The sequence below is a fragment of the Stappia sp. MMSF_3263 genome, from assembly GCF_030733745.1.
In the GTDB taxonomy this organism is placed as follows: Bacteria; Pseudomonadota; Alphaproteobacteria; order Rhizobiales; family Stappiaceae; genus Stappia.
The window spans coordinates 16,556-30,379 of record NZ_JASHIK010000021.1 but is presented as its reverse complement, the minus strand read 5'-3'; the positions used below and the strand labels follow the sequence as shown (position 1 = coordinate 30,379).

The 13,824-nt window shown below is 66.7% G+C and carries 12 protein-coding genes, 1 tRNA gene and 1 riboswitch; of the genes, 8 read left to right on the top strand and 5 right to left on the bottom strand.

The features are described from left to right. Window positions 1-103: 103 nt before the first annotated feature. Window positions 104-694 (top strand): TetR/AcrR family transcriptional regulator, encoded by a 591-nt coding sequence (locus RBB46_RS19090; RefSeq protein WP_306030615.1) that lies wholly within the window; start codon window positions 104-106, stop codon window positions 692-694. A gap of 51 nt (window positions 695-745) precedes the next feature. Here RBB46_RS19090 and RBB46_RS19085 read toward each other — a convergent pair. Then, window positions 746-820, bottom strand: a tRNA-Asn gene (locus RBB46_RS19085). 225 nt (window positions 821-1,045) lie between these two features. After that, window positions 1,046-1,276, top strand: a riboswitch (cobalamin riboswitch). 157 nt (window positions 1,277-1,433) lie between these two features. Between RBB46_RS19085 and cobU the strand changes: the two genes are divergently transcribed. The 7 genes from cobU to RBB46_RS19050 are packed head-to-tail and all read left to right on the top strand — an operon-like array spanning window position 1,434 to window position 9,854. Then, window positions 1,434-1,988 (top strand): bifunctional adenosylcobinamide kinase/adenosylcobinamide-phosphate guanylyltransferase, encoded by a 555-nt coding sequence (gene cobU, locus RBB46_RS19080; protein WP_306030614.1) that lies wholly within the window; start codon window positions 1,434-1,436, stop codon window positions 1,986-1,988. After that, window positions 1,985-3,106 (top strand): cobalamin biosynthesis protein CobW, encoded by a 1,122-nt coding sequence (cobW, locus tag RBB46_RS19075; RefSeq protein ID WP_306030613.1) that lies wholly within the window; start codon window positions 1,985-1,987, stop codon window positions 3,104-3,106. The genes cobU and cobW overlap by 4 nt, the downstream gene beginning before the upstream one ends. A gap of 36 nt (window positions 3,107-3,142) precedes the next feature. Next, the gene (gene cobN, locus RBB46_RS19070) at window positions 3,143-6,916 is read left to right on the top strand and encodes a cobaltochelatase subunit CobN (RefSeq protein WP_306030612.1); all 3,774 of its coding nucleotides are present in this window, start codon (window positions 3,143-3,145) and stop codon (window positions 6,914-6,916) included. Further along, window positions 6,913-7,545 carry a cob(I)yrinic acid a,c-diamide adenosyltransferase gene (gene cobO / locus RBB46_RS19065; RefSeq protein ID WP_306030611.1) on the top strand — a complete coding sequence of 211 codons (633 nt, stop codon included), beginning with the start codon at window positions 6,913-6,915 and terminating at the stop codon, window positions 7,543-7,545. The genes cobN and cobO overlap by 4 nt, the downstream gene beginning before the upstream one ends. Continuing rightward, on the top strand, window positions 7,545-8,009 hold the full coding sequence (locus RBB46_RS19060; RefSeq protein ID WP_306030610.1) for a hypothetical protein: 465 nt from the start codon (window positions 7,545-7,547) through the stop codon (window positions 8,007-8,009). The genes cobO and RBB46_RS19060 overlap by 1 nt, the downstream gene beginning before the upstream one ends. A gap of 52 nt (window positions 8,010-8,061) precedes the next feature. Further along, window positions 8,062-8,382: a YrhK family protein gene (locus tag RBB46_RS19055; RefSeq protein ID WP_306030609.1), complete on the top strand. Its 321-nt coding sequence runs from the start codon at window positions 8,062-8,064 to the stop codon at window positions 8,380-8,382. A 23-nt stretch (window positions 8,383-8,405) separates the two neighbouring features. Further along, a complete protein-coding gene (locus tag RBB46_RS19050) occupies window positions 8,406-9,854 on the top strand; it encodes a cobyric acid synthase (protein WP_306030675.1) in 1,449 nt (482 codons plus the stop codon). Between the two features lie 71 nt (window positions 9,855-9,925). On the opposite strand, the gene RBB46_RS19045 is transcribed toward RBB46_RS19050, so the two are convergent. Genes RBB46_RS19045 through RBB46_RS19030 form a run of 4 tightly spaced genes read right to left on the bottom strand, consistent with a single transcriptional unit; the run spans window position 9,926 to window position 13,750 of the window. Then, on the bottom strand, window positions 9,926-10,387 hold the full coding sequence (locus RBB46_RS19045) for a MarR family winged helix-turn-helix transcriptional regulator (RefSeq protein ID WP_306030608.1): 462 nt from the start codon (window positions 10,385-10,387) through the stop codon (window positions 9,926-9,928). A 36-nt stretch (window positions 10,388-10,423) separates the two neighbouring features. Next, window positions 10,424-11,125: an ABC transporter ATP-binding protein gene (locus RBB46_RS19040; RefSeq protein ID WP_306030607.1), complete on the bottom strand. Its 702-nt coding sequence runs from the start codon at window positions 11,123-11,125 to the stop codon at window positions 10,424-10,426. Continuing rightward, window positions 11,118-11,891, bottom strand: a complete 774-nt coding sequence (locus RBB46_RS19035; RefSeq protein WP_306030606.1) for an ABC transporter ATP-binding protein — start codon at window positions 11,889-11,891, stop codon at window positions 11,118-11,120. Before RBB46_RS19035 ends, RBB46_RS19040 begins: the two co-directional genes overlap by 8 nt. Continuing rightward, window positions 11,888-13,750: an ABC transporter permease gene (locus RBB46_RS19030; protein WP_306030605.1), complete on the bottom strand. Its 1,863-nt coding sequence runs from the start codon at window positions 13,748-13,750 to the stop codon at window positions 11,888-11,890. The genes RBB46_RS19035 and RBB46_RS19030 overlap by 4 nt, the downstream gene beginning before the upstream one ends. Between the last annotated feature and the right edge of the window lie 74 nt (window positions 13,751-13,824).

Genomic DNA, 13,824 nt, shown 5'->3' with positions numbered 1-13,824 from the left:
GTAATCATTGTCAAGCGCCATTTTGGGACGGACACCTGATCTGGCGAAAGGAGTCACACCCGGCTTATATGTCGGTCATCATCATTAAATGAGGAATGCGGTCGTGAAAGTGAGCAAGGAAACGGTCGAGCAGAATCGCGAGCGGGTAATTGACACCGCCGCAAGGCTCTTCCGCGAACGAGGGTTCGACGGGATTGGCGTGGTCGACTTAATGAAAGCGGCCGGGCTCACCCACGGAGGCTTCTACCGGCAGTTCAAGTCGAAGGACGACCTCGTCGTTCAAGCCGTCAAGCGGGCCTATGACGATATGAGCGAGGACCTGGCGCGCCGTCTTGCTGCTAGTGATGATCCGCTGCAGACGCTCGTGCGCCACTACGTTTCGGATTATCACCGGGATGACCCGGGACACGGGTGTAGCCTCGCGTCGCTGGCTGCCGACGCGGCCCGGCACGACGATCCGGCGCTGCGGGAGTTCTTCGGCAGCATCGTCAGTAACTATATCCAGCTTCTCACCGCGCTCGTGCCAGGAGGAGACCCGATTGCTAAGCGGAGTGGAGCGATCGCCGCTCTCGCAGAGATGATAGGATCGGTTGTCCTATCCCGCGTGGTGCCCGATCCGGCACTTTCCGGTGAAATCATCGACACTGTCTCGAATGATCTCGTGAAGCGCCACTCGACACCGAAGTCTGTATGAATAGCCGCGTACCGTGTCGCGTTGCTTCGTTTCGCAGCGTAGAAAAGGCGGTGGCTCCCCGGGCCGGATTCGAACCAGCGACCAAGCGGTTAACAGCCGCTTGCTCTACCACTGAGCTACCGGGGATCACGTAGCGATGCGATGGCATCCATCGCGTCGGTGCGAGGCGTATAGCAAACGCATCCTACCCTTGCCAAGCACTTTGTCGCAAAACTTTTCCACAAGAGCGCCTTGCGCCGCGGCGCGCGCCGTTGCCGGGCGGACCGCGGGGCGATGGTGCGGGAGCTCTTTCAACCGCCGCGCGTGCCGCACGTTGTCGTTCGTGCTTGCGCTTGTTGTGAGCCGGCTGCCGCGTTAAGAAGGACGTCCGGTCCTCTTCGACGGGCGAAGCCCGAGGAAGAGGGGAAATTCGGAATGCGGTGGGGGAGGACCCAACTCGGGATCCCGAATCCGCAGCTGCCCCCGCAACTGTGAGCGGCGAGCCTTCCTGCGAAAACCACTGGCCCTTTCAGGGGCCGGGAAGGGCAGGAGCAAGGCTTTGACCCGCGAGCCAGGAGACGAGCCGGACCATCCGGAACCCGTGCGGGTTCCGGCCCGAAACGTCACGCGCCGTCGGGTGGACGGCAGGAGGCCAGATGATCCCTTTCAAGGGCCAGGTCCCTCTCAAGGGCCGGTGTCGCGCAGGCGCCGTAAACCGCTCCCGCATCTGTTGCGACGTGGACAGTCGCGGACGCACGCCGTGAGCGCCGCTCATTCCCCCCGCACCGTGCTCGTCACCGGCGGCGCCCGCTCCGGCAAGAGCCTGCATGCGGAGCGACTGGTCGCGGCCAGCTCCCGCGATCCCGTCTATGTCGCCACCTGCGCCGCGTTCGATGCCGAGATGAGCGCCCGCATCGCCCGCCACCGCGAGCAGCGGGGTGAGGGCTGGACCACCATCGAGGAACCGCGCGACATCGCCGCCGTGATTGGCCGCGAAGCAGGGCCCGCACGGGCCGTTCTCGTCGACTGTCTGACCCTTTGGCTGTCCAACCTGCTCTTTGCCGAGGCCGACATTCCGGCCGAAACGGACCGTCTTGCCGATGCGCTGCGCTCCGCCGCCGGTCCGGTCGTTCTCGTCACCAACGAGGTCGGTTCGGGCATCGTGCCGGAAAACGCGCTCGCGCGCCGCTTTCGCGACGAACAGGGCCGCCTCAACCGTCATATTGCCCAAATCGCGGATGCCGTCGTGCTCGTCGCCGCCGGCCTGCCGCTCGTTCTCAAACCCGCTCCTGCGCAACCGGAGATCCGTCTATGACCACCGCCAATACCCCGGGCAACACCCCCGGCAAGATCCCGGCCACCATCGTCACCGGCTTCCTGGGAGCCGGCAAGACGACGCTGCTCGCCAACCTGCTGCGCGAGGCCAAGGGCAAGCGCATCGCCCTCATCGTCAACGAGTTCGGCGACATGGGCTTTGACGGTTCGCTGGTCGACGGTTGCGCCGATCCCGACTGCGCCGCCGATGATGTGGTCGAGCTGACCAACGGCTGCATCTGCTGCACCGTCGCCGATGATTTCCTCCCCACCATGGAAATGCTGATCGCCCGCGACGAAGCGCCCGACCACATCGTCATCGAGACTTCGGGCCTTGCCCTGCCGCAACCGCTGGTGCGTGCCTTCAACTGGCCGAGCGTCAGGACGAGGGTCACGGTCGATGCTGTCGTCACGGTTGTCGATGCGGCTGCCGTCGCCGAAGGCCGGGTCACCGGAAACGAGGCGGCGCTGGCCGCGCAGCGCGCCGCCGACGAGGCGCTCGACCATGAAAGCCCGATCGAGGAACTGTTCGAGGACCAGCTCGTCTGCGCCGATCTGGTTGTGCTGAACAAGGCCGACCTTGTCGACGGCGAGACGCTCGCCCGCGTCCGCGCCGAAGTGGCGGCCCGCGTCCGTCCGGCGGTGGAGATCGTCACGGCGGAAAAGGGCGTGCTGGCCGCCGACGTGCTGCTTGGACGCATGAGCGCCTCGGAAGAGGACATGCATGGCCGCCAAAGCCATCACGAGAGCCATCACGATCACGACCATGATCACGACGACGATCATGACCACGACCATGATCACGACCACCACCATCATCATGACCACGACCATGACGAGTTCGCCAGCCACGTGATCGCGCTGCCGCAGCTCGCCTCGCTCAAGGACCTGGAGGCGCGTGTCGCCGCCGCCATGGCGGTCCCCGGCGTGCTGCGCATCAAGGGCGCGGTCGCCGTCGAGGGCAAGGCCGCGCCGGCCATGGTCCAGGCGGTCGGCCCGCGCGTCGAGACATGGTTTGCCCGCGACGCCCGCGCGCCGGGCCGCGTCGTCGTCATCGGCCTTGCCGGCTTCGACCTTGCTCGCGTCGAGGGACTGCTCGCCAACGCGCTAGCCGCGTGACCGGGCAGCCCCCCGCAGGACAGGACAGGTAGCGGCATGCATATTCTCGCCGGACGCAGCGGACGCATCGACCAGGGTGACGAGGCGGTCGATCTCGGTCAGTCGCCGGCCGACATCGTCTTCCTGTCGGCGGCCGACACCGAGCTCGCCTCGCTGGCGAGTGTCGCTGCCATGCGGGGGGCGGACGGTCCCTCGTTGCGCCTCGCCAACCTGATGGCACTGTCGCATCCCTATTCGGTCGACATGTATGCCGGGGCGACGGTTGCCGGCTCGCGGCTGGTCATCGTCCGCCTGCTCGGCGGCGCGGAATACTGGCCCTATGGCGTCGACCGGCTGACCGAGGTGGCGCGCGGCGAGGGGCTGCATCTCGCGATCCTGCCGGGCGATGACCGCTGGGACGAGGCCCTTGCCGCCCGCTCGACGCTGCCGCTGGAAGCGGTCGAGCGGCTCTGGCGCTATCTCGCCGAGGGCGGCGCGGAGAACCTTGGCAATCTGCTGTGCTACGCCCACCATCTGCTCGACGGCGCGGCCGAGCCCGATCCGCCGCGCGCCCTTCCGCGCGCCGGCCTGTTCCTGCCGGGCCGCTCCCGCCCGACGCTCGCCGACCTGAAGGCGACATGGACCGACCCGGCCGCACCCGTCGCCGCCATCGTCTTCTACCGGGCACTCATGCAAGGGGCTGCGACCGAGCCGGTCGAGGCGCTGTGCGAGGCCCTGAAAACCGAGGGTGTCAACCCGCTGCCCGTCTTCGTCTCCTCGCTGAAGGAGGCCGAATCCGCCGCCGTCCTTGCCGCGCTCTTTGACGAGGCGCCGCCCGCCGTGGTGCTCAACGCCACCGCCTTCGCCGTCGGCAGTGCCGGGCGCGACCACCGGCCGACCCCGCTCGACGCGCCGGGCGCGCCGGTTCTGCAGGTGGTGTTCTCCTCCTCGTCGGAGGAAGGCTGGCGCGACGCCGACCAGGGCCTGTCGATCCGCGACCTTGCCATGCATGTGGTGATGCCGGAGGTCGACGGGCGCATTCTCACCCGCGCCGTTTCCTTCAAGGAGCAGGCGCCGCGCGATCCGCTTACCCAGTCCTCGACCATGCGCTTCGTGCCCAAACCCGACCGCATCGCCTTCGTCGCGGCGCAGGCCGCCCGCATCGCGCGTCTCTCCGCGACACCCGCCGCCGGGCGCAAGGTCGCGCTGATCCTTGCCAACTACCCCAACAAGGACGGCCGGCTCGCCAATGGCGTCGGTCTCGACACGCCCGCCTCCTGTGCGGCCCTGCTGCGGGCGCTGTCATCGGACGGCTACCGCATCGACGGCGCGCCGGAGGACTCCGCCGCGCTGATGGCGATGATCAGCGACGGGCCGACCAACGATCTCGCCTCTCGCCGTGTCCGCCATGGCGGCGCGGCGCTGCCGCTTGCCGACTATGCGGCGCATTTCGCCCGCCTGCCGCGGGCGGTGCGCGAGGCCGTCACCGCCCGCTGGGGTGCGCCGCAAGACGATCCGCATGTGGAGGAGGGTGCCTTCCGCCTTGCCGTCACCCGCTTCGGCAACGCGGTGGTCGGCATCCAGCCGGCGCGCGGCTACAACATCGATCCCAAGGCGACCTATCACGATCCGGACCTCGTGCCGCCGCATCACTATTTCGCCTTCTACATCTGGCTGCGCGAGGTGTTCGGCATCCATGCGGTCGTGCATCTGGGCAAGCACGGCAATCTCGAATGGCTGCCCGGCAAGGCGCTGGCGCTGTCGGAAAACTGCTTCCCCGAGGCGGTGCTCGGCCCGGTGCCCAACATCTACCCCTTTATCGTCAACGATCCGGGCGAGGGGGCGCAGGCCAAGCGCCGCACCTCCGCCGTCATCGTCGACCACCTGACGCCGCCGCTGGCGCGCGCCGAAAGCCACGGCGTTGCCGCCGAACTTGAGGTGTTGCTCGACGAGTATTATCTCGCCCAGGGCGTCGATCCGCGCCGGTTGAAGGCGCTGACCCGCGACATTCTCGAGGCCGCGACCCGTCACGGCCTCGACCGCGACATCGGCATCACCGGCGAGATGGACGAGGAAACCCGCCTTGCCCGGCTCGACGCGCATCTGTGCGACCTCAAGGAGATGCAGATCCGCGACGGGCTGCATGTGCTGGGTGCGGCGCCGCAAGGGACCCTGCTTGACGCGCTGCTGGTGGCGCTGACCCGCGTGCCGCGCGGTGAGGGGCCGGCGCACGAAGGGATCACGCGGGCGTTGGCCCGCGATCTGGGGCTTGAGGACTTCGACCCGCTTGCCTGCGCCTACGAGCTGCCCTGGACCGGCCCGCGCCCCGAAAGGCTCGCCACGCTCTTCGACAGTCCCTGGCGCACCTGCGGCGACACGGTCGAGCGGCTGGAATTGCTCGCCGAACGACTGGTCGCGGAGGGACGCGCGCCGGAGGGCTTTGCCTCCACCGCCGCCGTGCTGGAGGAGATCGAAAGCCGCATCCGCCCGGCCGTTGCCTCGTCGGGCGAGGCGGAAACCGCCGGCGTCCTTGCCGGCCTGTCGGGGCGTTTCGTGGCTCCGGGCCCGTCCGGCGCGCCGACGCGCGGACGGCCGGACGTGCTGCCGACTGGCCGCAACTTCTATTCCGTCGATGTGCGCGCCGTGCCGACCGAAACCTCCTGGCGTATCGGGGCGGCGAGCGCGGAACGGCTCGTCGAGCGCCATTTCCAGGAGGAGGGCGAGTATCCAGCCGCTCTCGTGCTCACATGCTGGGGCACGGCCAACATGCGCACCGGCGGCGACGATGTCGCCCAGGCCCTGGCCCTGATCGGCGCCCGGCCGAAATGGGAGCCGGGTTCGGGCCGCGTCACCGGATTCGACATTCTGGCCCTTGCTGAACTCGGCCGTCCCCGCGTCGACGTCACCTTGCGCATTTCCGGCTTCTTCCGCGATGCCTTCCCGCACCAGATCGACCTGTTCCAGTCGGCGGTGGCTGCCATCGCCGCGCTCGACGAGCCGGACGACGCCAATCCGCTTGCCGCCCGCGCCCGCGCCGAGACCGCCCGGCTGGAGGGCGAAGGGCTCGCACCTGCCGACGCCCGCCGCCGGTCGCTTTTCCGCGTCTTCGGCTCGAAGCCGGGAGCCTATGGCGCCGGGCTGCAGGCGCTGATCGACGAGGGCATCTGGGAGAGCCGCGCCGATTTCGCCGACGCCTTCCTTGCCTGGGGCTCCTACGCCTATGGCGGCGGGGCGTCGGGCGAGGGCGCGCGGTCCGCCTTCGAGACGCGCCTGTCGCAGGTCGACGCGGTCCTGCACAACCAGGACAACCGCGAGCACGACCTGCTCGACAGCGACGACTACTACCAGTTCGAGGGCGGGCTTGCCGCCACGGTTGAGACGCTGAAGGGCGCCGCGCCCCGGGTCTGGCACAACGACCATTCGCGCCCCGAGCGCCCGGTGATCCGCTCGCTTGCCGAGGAGATCGGCCGGGTCGTGCGCGGCCGCGCAGCCAATCCGAAATGGATCGCCGGCGTCATGCGCCACGGCTACAAGGGCGCCTTCGAGATCGCCGCGACGGTGGACTATCTCTTCGCCTTTTCCGCCACCACCAACGCGGTCGGCGACCATCACTTCGACCAGCTTTATGATGCCTATCTGGACGACGAGACGGTGCGCGCGTTTCTCGCCGAGGCCAATCCGAAGGCGCTTGAGGAAATCAAGGCGCGGTTCCGCGAGGCGGTCGAGCGGGGCCTCTGGCGCCCGCGCCGCAACTCGACACGCGCCGCATTGAACATTGACGGCCAGGGCATCGACGCCCCAGGGCCTGAGGAAAGGGAGACGACCGGATGAGCGACAAGAAGGCGGAAATGACCGAAGAGGAACTCAACGCCCGCCATGCCGACAAGATGCGCAAGAAGAAGGCGGCGCGCGACAAGATCATGGCCACCAAGACCATCGAGAAGGGCCTCCTGATCGTCCATACCGGCAAGGGCAAGGGCAAGTCGACGGCCGGCTTCGGCATGGTCTTCCGCTCGCTCGGCCATGGCCACAAGGTCGCCGTGGTGCAGTTCGTCAAGGGCCGCATCGAGACCGGCGAGCGCATGGCGCTGGAGCGCTTCTCCGACCTCGTCACCATCAAGCGCATGGGCGAGGGCTTCACCTGGGAGACCCAGGACCGCCAGCGCGACATCGACGCGGCCCGCGCCGCCTGGGAGGCCGCCAAGGAGCTGATCCGCTCGCGCGAGCACCGGATCGTGCTGTGCGACGAGCTGAACATCGTGCTGCGCTACGACTACCTGCCGATCGAGGAGGTCGTCGCCTTCCTCAAGGATGAGAAGCCCGAGGACGTGCATGTCGTCATCACCGGGCGCAACGCCAAGGACGAGCTGATCGAGATCGCCGACCTCGTCACCGAGATGACCCAGATCAAGCACCCGTTCCGCTCCGGCGTGAAGCCGCAGGAGGGGATCGAGTTCTGATGCGTTTCGATGGTTTTTTTGAAAGTGATGGCATGGGCATTTCTTGGAAACTTTCCCGTCTGACGATGTTCGCGTTGATGGCGGTCTCAATGCTTACGCACCCTGCATATAGCGCTGGACCCAGGTGCCCGTTAGCCTGGGCGCCCTATGTGTCAGAGGTGCAGCAGGCGATTGCACAAACGGGAAGCAGGTTCCCAATACTTTTTATGGGACCTGATGGTGCGACCTATGATTGCCTGAATTATGGGGTGTCACCCGACGTACTCGATACATTGGGAATAATACATAACGATATTTCAAGGAAGGTGGATGGTGGGTTTCCACGCTGCTCCCCGGGGCATGTCAATTGGCCGCCCACTGGTAAGTACTATATGATTTCGCTCCCCTATAACATTGTCGAGTCAACTGATATTCAATGTAAAAGTATTTCAAAAAATCTGATTGAATATATTAAGAATGATTAAAATGATGATGGGGTTGCTTTCAGAAGCGGACTCCTGAGCCTAAAAGGATATCATGCGTATTGCGCAGTGGGGTTTCATGAAATTCTTCAGCTCCGACCTTCGCCGCGCCTCGCCCGATCATGCCGAGTTGGTGCGCCGCTATGAGCTGTTTCGCACGCTGGTGGAATTTCTCGCGGCCGTCCTGTTCGTCGTCGGCAGCGTGTTCTTCTTCTACGACAGCCTGCTGTTCGCCGGCACGTGGCTGTTCCTGATCGGCTCGATCCTCTTTGCCGTCAGGCCGACCATCCGGCTTGCGCTGGAATTGCACCTGACCAGACTGCCGGTGCCGGACGAGTTCCGCCCCTATGGCGCTGACCGGGAGCGCGCGGGGTGATCGCCCGCCGCACCCCCGCCCTGATGATCCAGGGTACCGGCTCCAATGTCGGCAAGAGCCTGATCGTCGCCGGCCTGTGCCGTCTCTTCGCCGACCGGGGATTGAAGGTCCGCCCCTTCAAGCCGCAGAACATGTCGAACAACGCGGCCGTCACCAGTGACGGCGGCGAGATCGGCCGGGCGCAGGCCTTGCAGGCGATCGCCGCGCGCGTGCCGCTGTCGGTTCACATGAACCCGGTGCTGTTGAAGCCCGAGACCGATGTCGGGGCGCAGGTCATCGTGCAGGGCAGGCGAGCCGGCACCATGCGGGCGCGCGAATACGGCAGCCGCAAGGCCGAGCTGCTGCCCAGGGTTCTGGAGAGCTTCGGCATCGTCTGCGACGGTGCCGACCTCGTCCTGGTGGAAGGGGCGGGCTCGCCGGCGGAGATCAACCTGCGCGCCGGCGACATCGCCAACATGGGCTTTGCGCAGGCCGCCGACATTCCCGTGGCGCTGTGCGGCGACATCGACCGGGGCGGGGTGATCGCCTCGCTCGTCGGCACCCATGCAATCCTGCCCGAGGATGAGCGGGCCCGCATCAAGGCCTTTCTCGTCAACCGATTCCGGGGCGATGTGTCGCTCTTCGATGAAGGCGTGCGCGAGATCGCCGCGCGCACCGGCTGGCGCCCGCTCGGCGTCGTGCCTTGGTTTGCCGATGCCCACCGCCTGCCGGCCGAGGACGCGCTTGGGCTGGAGGAGGGCGAGGGCGACGGGTCGGTGAAGATCGCCGTGCCGGTGATCAGCCGCATCGCCAATTTCGACGATCTCGATCCGCTGCGGCTGGAGCCCGGCGTGACGCTGGAACTGGTCGGCCCGCGCGAGCCGCTGCCCGGCGATGCCGATCTCGTCCTGCTCCCCGGTTCCAAGTCGACCGTTGGCGATCTCGCCTTCCTGCGGGCGCAGGGCTGGGACATCGACATTGCCGCCCATGTGCGGCGCGGGGGTCAGGTGATCGGCATTTGCGGCGGCTACCAGATGCTGGGGCGCTCCATTGCCGATCCGGACGGCATCGAGGGCAGGCCCGGCACCGTCGCCGGCCTCGGCCTGCTTGACGTCGACACCGTGCTGACGCCGGACAAGCGGTTGGTCGAGGTCTCGGGCCGGCATCTGGCCAGCGGCGAGGGTTTTTCCGGCTACGAGATCCATATCGGCCGCACGCAAGGTGCGGACTGCGCCCGGCCCTTCGCCTCGGTCGCGACAGGCACCGACGCGCCGCACCCGGACGGGGCGGTCTGCGCAAGCGGCCTCGTCATGGGCACCTATGTGCACGGGCTGTTTGCCTCCGATGCCTTCCGCGCCGCCTTCCTGGCGCGGTTCGGCGCGGCCTCGCGGCTTGCCTATGAAGGCGGCATCGAGACGGCGCTCGACCGCCTTGCCGCCCATCTGGAGGCGTCCCTCGACATCGACGCGATCCTGGAGATCGCCGGGCGCTGACGATTGCCGGGTGAAGGTCCCGGGCGGGTCTTGGCTCTCCGCTGCGGCTTTCGGGGCGGCCGCGAGCCGGTCTACTGCAGCTTCTTCAGCAGGCGATGGAGGGTGCGCTGCTCGGCCTGGGTCAGCGGGGCCAGCGTCTCCTCGCTCACCTTGAGCCCGAGCGGGGCGGCGTGTTGGTACACCCGCCAGCCTTCCTCGGTCAGCGAGACGAGCTGGCGGCGGCGGTCGGAAGGATCCCGGTCGAGCTGAAGCAGGCCCCGCGCCGTCAGCCGGTCGACGACGCCCTTCGTGGTCGCGACATCGAGACCGACCTTGCGCCCGAGCCGGTTCTGGGAGACGGACCTGAGTTCGGTCAGCCGGGCGAGCATGGCAAGCTGCGTCGGCGTCAGGTCGCCGATGTGTTCGGAAAAGATCACGGCGTTGCGCTGGTAGGCCTTGCGCAGAAGATAGCCGACCTGTTCGTCGATGACATAGCCGTGGTCGGGAAGCGGCGCGGCCGTTCCCTTGTCCGTATCGTCGCTGCGATCGTTCACATGGTCTTCCCGCTTGCAGCCGCCCGAGGGCCGGTCTCACACAGAAAGGTAGGCATCGCGGATCTCCGGATGCTTTTCAAGTTCGGAGAAACTCCCGTCGAATTTCTTCTCGCCGCCTTCGATGATGACGGCGCGGTCGGCCACCATGCGCGCGAAATGAAGGTTCTGCTCGGAGATGATGACGGTCAGCCCCTCGTTCTTGAGGCGCACGATGGTTCGCGCCATCTGTTCCACGATCACCGGGGCGATGCCCTCCGACGGCTCGTCGAGCAGGAGGAGCTTCGGATTGCCCATCAGCGTGCGGGCGATTGTCAGCATCTGCTGCTCGCCGCCCGACATGGCCTTGCCCCGGTTGTTGCGTCTCTCCCAGAGATTGGGAAAGAGCTCGAACAGGGCCTCCAGCGTCCATGCGGGCGCTCCCTCGCGCGGGCGCTGCCGGCCAACCTCGAGGTTTTCCAGGATGGTGAGGTCGGAGAATATCCGCCGCTCTTCGGGAACATAGCCGAGGCCGAGGCGCGCCGCCTTGTGGGCCGGCAGGCCGGTGATCCTCGTTCCGTCGAAGATCACCTGGCCAGAACGTGGCCGCACCAGTTGCATCAGCGATTTCATGGTGGTGGTCTTGCCGGCGCCGTTGCGCCCGAGAAGGGCGACGACCTCGCCGCGCTCCACCTTGAAGCTCAGGTCGTTGAGGATATGGGCCTTGCCGTAGAAACTGTTGAGCGCGCTGACCTCAAGCATGGGCGTCCTCCGCAGCAAACAGCGTGCCCCCGCCGAGATAGACTTCCTGTACGCGGGCATCGGCGCGCACCTCGGCCGCCGAGCCTTCGGCGATCAACTCGCCGCGGTTGAGCACCATGATGTGGTGGGAGTGGGCGAAGACGACGTCCATGTCATGCTCCGTGAAGAGGACGCTGACCCCGCGGTCGCGCACGATGTCGGAGGTCAGCTGCATCAGGTTGATCCGCTCGCGCGGCGCCATGCCGGCGGTCGGTTCGTCCATCAGGAGCAGTCGGGGCGAGTTGGCGAGCGCGATGGCAAGTTCCAGGCGCTTCAGGTCGCCATAGGCAAGGATCGCGCAGGCCCGGTCGGCCTGGTCGACCATGCCCACGGTCTCCAGCAGGTCCAGTGCCTCCTCCCGGTAGAGCCGGTGCGCGCGCGGCAGGACGGAGAAGAGTTTCCTGTTGTGGGAAATCAGCGCCATCTGCACATTCTCGGCCACCGTCATGCTCTGATACGTGCCGGTGATCTGGAACGTGCGTCCGACGCCCAAGCGCCAGATTTCCCGGGGCGGTCGTCCGGTAATGTCCTCGCCGTTGAGGAAGACCTTTCCGGCGGTCGGCTTCAACTGGCCCATGAGCATGTTGAAGCAGGTGGACTTGCCGGCGCCATTTGGTCCGATCAGCGCCCGCAATTCGCCAGGCGCTACCTCGAAGCTGACATTGTTGACGGCCTTGATGCCGCCGAAATGCCTGACGAGGTCCGTGACCTTGAGGACGGCGGTCATCGCATGAACTCCTCTTGCCGGCGCAGGCCGAGGCGTTCGCCCAGCCTGCGCAGGGTGCCGACGATGCCGTCCGGCGCGATGATGACGACGAAGATGATGACGAGGCCCAGAACCAGCCGCCAGTATTCGAGGCGGATGAGCCAGTCCTTGGCGCCCTCCAGGAACGTGGCGCCGACGATGCCGCCCGAAAGCGTCTTCACGCCGCCGAGGAAGACCACGATCAGCGCGTCGAAGCTCTTGGATATCTGCAGCTCGTTCGGGAAAATCGAGCCCTTGGAGAAGACGAAGAGGGCTCCCGCAAGACCGGCGATCGCCCCGGCCAGTGCGAACGACATCCACTGCACCTTGCGCACGTCGATGCCGGTTGCCTCCGCCTGGCGGGCGCTGTCGCGGGCCGCCCGCAACGCGTAGCCGAAGGGCGCGTGGATGACGTGGCGCAGGAACAGGATGCCGGCCGTCACGAAGACCAGCGCGAAATAGTAATAGGTCGTGGTGTCCGAGAGCCAGGCCGAGGGCCAGATGTTGACGAGCCCGTCATCGCCGCCGGTGACCTCGTTCCACTGGAAGACGAGGGACCAGCCGAGCTGGCTGAAGGCCAGCGTCAGCATGGCGAAGTAGACGCCGCTGAGCCGGATGCAGAACCAGCCGACGACAAGGGCGAGGAGACCGGCGGAGATCGGCGCCAGAATGAAGGCCACCTCCATCGGCGTGTCGGCATAGCTCATCAGCAGGGCCGCGGCATAGGCGCCGCCGCCATAGAACAGCGCGTGGCCGAAGCTGACGAGGCCGCCGGTGCTCAGGATGAACTGCAGCGAAGCGGCGAAGAGGCAGAAGATCAGGATGTCGACGATCAGCACCTGGGCAAAGCTGGACCCCAGGAAGGGAACGAGGGCGAGACCGAGCAGCAGGAGCGAGGTGAGTGCCATGCCCATCTTGCCGAAGGGGCGTATCGGGCGGTCGGGTTCGCCGACCTGGCCGTGCTCGCCGGCCTTCTCCTCGCGGCCGAACAGGCCGTAGGGACGCACCAGCAGCACCACCGCCATGACCACGTACATGAGCACGAGTGTACTCTGGGGCAGGTAGGTGACGCCGAACACGTTGAGCACGGAGATCAGCACCGAGGCCAGGAATGCGCCGGTGATCGAGCCCATGCCGCCAATGACGACGACGACGAAGACGGCGGAGATGATGTTGAGATCCATCAGCAGGTCGGCACCGCCCTTGGGCAGCTGGATCGCGCCGCCCAGACCTGCAAGCGCCGAGCCGAGGAAGAAGACGCCGGTGAAGAGCCAGGCCTGGTTGACGCCGAGTGCGCCGACCATCTCGCGGTCCTGGGTCGCCGCGCGGACCAGGATGCCGACGCGCGTCTTGGTGATGAGCCACCACAGCGCGAAGAGGATGAACGGGGTGATCGCGATGAGGGCGAGGTCGTATTGCGGCACCGGCTCGCCGAGGATGCGCACGACGGACTTCAGCCCCGGTGCCCGGGGACCGAGCTTGTCCTCCGCGCCCCAGATCATCAGGGCCAGGTCCTGGATGACGAGGATGACGCCGAAGGTCGCGACCAGCTGGAACAGCTCCGGCGCCTTGTAGACCGGGCGCAGGACGCACATCTCGATGACGACGCCGATCAGGCCGGTGATCAGGCCGGCGAGCACGATCGATCCCCAGAAGCCGAAATGGCCGGGAAGTACGTTCATCAGGGTAACGCCCACATAGGCGCCGATCATGTAGAGCGATCCGTGCGCGAAGTTGACGATACGCGTCACGCCGAAGATCAGCGACAGTCCGGAAGCGACGAGGAACAAGGCTGCCGCATTCGCAAGCCCGGTGAGGAGCTGTGCCACAAAGAGACCCATGGCCATCTTTCTGTTCGAGATAAGGGGGGCGGTGCCCGCCGCCGCGCGTCGGGCGGCGGGCCTGTCAGGTAGGC

Coding starts and splice junctions, on each gene's coding strand:
- RBB46_RS19030 (WP_306030605.1), bottom strand. CDS start 13,750: ATGGGTCTCTTTGTGGCACAGCTCCTCACCGGGCTTGCGAATGCGGCA.
- RBB46_RS19060 (WP_306030610.1), top strand. CDS start 7,545: ATGCGTTTCGATGGTTTTTTTGAAAGTGATGGCATGGGCATTTCTTGG.
- cobO (WP_306030611.1), top strand. CDS start 6,913: ATGAGCGACAAGAAGGCGGAAATGACCGAAGAGGAACTCAACGCCCGC.
- RBB46_RS19035 (WP_306030606.1), bottom strand. CDS start 11,891: ATGACCGCCGTCCTCAAGGTCACGGACCTCGTCAGGCATTTCGGCGGC.
- RBB46_RS19050 (WP_306030675.1), top strand. CDS start 8,406: ATGATCCAGGGTACCGGCTCCAATGTCGGCAAGAGCCTGATCGTCGCC.
- cobN (WP_306030612.1), top strand. CDS start 3,143: ATGCATATTCTCGCCGGACGCAGCGGACGCATCGACCAGGGTGACGAG.
- RBB46_RS19040 (WP_306030607.1), bottom strand. CDS start 11,125: ATGCTTGAGGTCAGCGCGCTCAACAGTTTCTACGGCAAGGCCCATATC.
- RBB46_RS19055 (WP_306030609.1), top strand. CDS start 8,062: ATGCGTATTGCGCAGTGGGGTTTCATGAAATTCTTCAGCTCCGACCTT.
- cobW (WP_306030613.1), top strand. CDS start 1,985: ATGACCACCGCCAATACCCCGGGCAACACCCCCGGCAAGATCCCGGCC.